Annotated in this window: 1 protein-coding gene; it reads left to right on the top strand. The window is 77.5% G+C overall.

Annotation, left to right across the window (positions count from 1 at the left end; genetic code table 11):
* Positions 1-830, top strand: an 830-nt coding sequence (locus tag N869_RS15605) for a UvrD-helicase domain-containing protein (RefSeq protein WP_035063211.1), incomplete at both ends; no start/stop codon positions are given.

The raw sequence follows: 830 nt of genomic DNA, 5'->3' as shown, positions 1-830 counted from the left end.
CACACCGGGCCGGCCCTCCTGGTCACGGGACCGCCCGGTTCGGGGCGCACCACGACGGCGCTCGCCCTCGTCGCCGAGAGACTGGGCAGCGGCCGGCTCGCCCCGCAGGAGGTCCTGCTTCTGGCTCCGACCCGCCGGGCCGCCGCGGGTCTGCGCGACCAGCTGTCGTCGCACGTCCGGGTCACCGCAGGCGCCCCTGTGGTGCGGACGCCCTCGTCGGCGGCCTTCGCGATCCTGCGGGCCCGGTCGGCGTTGCTCGGGGAGCCTCCGCCGGTGCTGATCAGCGGCCCCGAGCAGGACCTCGTCCTGAGCGAGCTGCTCGCAGGTCACGCCGACGGTGTCGGTGCCCGGCCCGCCTGGCCGGCCCGGGTCCCGGCCGAGGCGCTGGGCCTGCGTGCCTTCCGGGACGAGCTGCGGGACCTGCTGATGCGTGCGGCCGAGCGTGGGCTGCGCCCCGAGGACCTCGCGGCCCTCGGTGAACAGCACCACCGGCCGGAGTGGGTCGCCGCGGCTGCGGTGTACGGGGAGTACCTGGACGTCACCCGTCTGCGTGCCGGGACCCCGGACTCCGGGGCGCGCTACGACGCCGCGGCGGTGGTCGACGAGGCCGCCCAGGCGCTTCTCGGGTGGGACCGCGAGGTCGGGCGGGGCGACCGCCCACGGTGGCGCCTGGTGGTGGTCGACGACCACCAGGAGTCGACGGCCGCGACCGCCAGGCTGCTCCAGGTCCTGGCGGCGGACGGCGCCGACCTCGTCCTGCTCGCCGACCCCGACTCCGCGGTGCAGACGTTCCGTGGTGCGGCGCCGGCGATGGTCGCCCGGGCGCCGCT

The organism is Cellulomonas bogoriensis 69B4 = DSM 16987, from assembly GCF_000767165.1.
Classification (GTDB): Bacteria; Actinomycetota; Actinomycetes; order Actinomycetales; family Cellulomonadaceae; genus Actinotalea; species Actinotalea bogoriensis.
Note: the sequence above shows the minus strand (reverse complement) of the source record. Positions and strands in the feature narration are given on the sequence as shown.